The organism is Bradyrhizobium sp. Kon58 (genome assembly GCF_055807455.1).
Genome location: NZ_JBVVOT010000560.1, coordinates 1 through 250, shown reverse-complemented (window position 1 = coordinate 250; position 250 = coordinate 1). Strand labels below are relative to the sequence as shown.

Here is a 250-nt window from a genome sequence, read left to right as displayed (position 1 = left end):
CGACGCTCCAGTTCTGCAGCCCGTTCCTGGTAGGCCTGTGCAGCGGCTTCACGCATGGGCTCGAGCGCGCTGAGTGGGCGCGACGTGATGCGCGGGCGAATATTCGCAAGTTCTGCGGGAGCCGCCAGGTTATCCAGCGTGTTCAACACGAACCGCAGGTTGCCATTGGCGGTTGTCCGGCTGACAGCGTCCGCAAGTAGGTCGGTATCGGCCACCACCACCACTTCGATCCGCGCGGCTTTTTGTAAGC

1 pseudogene is annotated in these 250 nt (G+C 63.2%); it reads right to left on the bottom strand.

The features are described 5' to 3' along the window. Positions 1–250, bottom strand: a pseudogene (locus tag AC0L20_RS41500) (hypothetical protein); the annotation flags it as partial.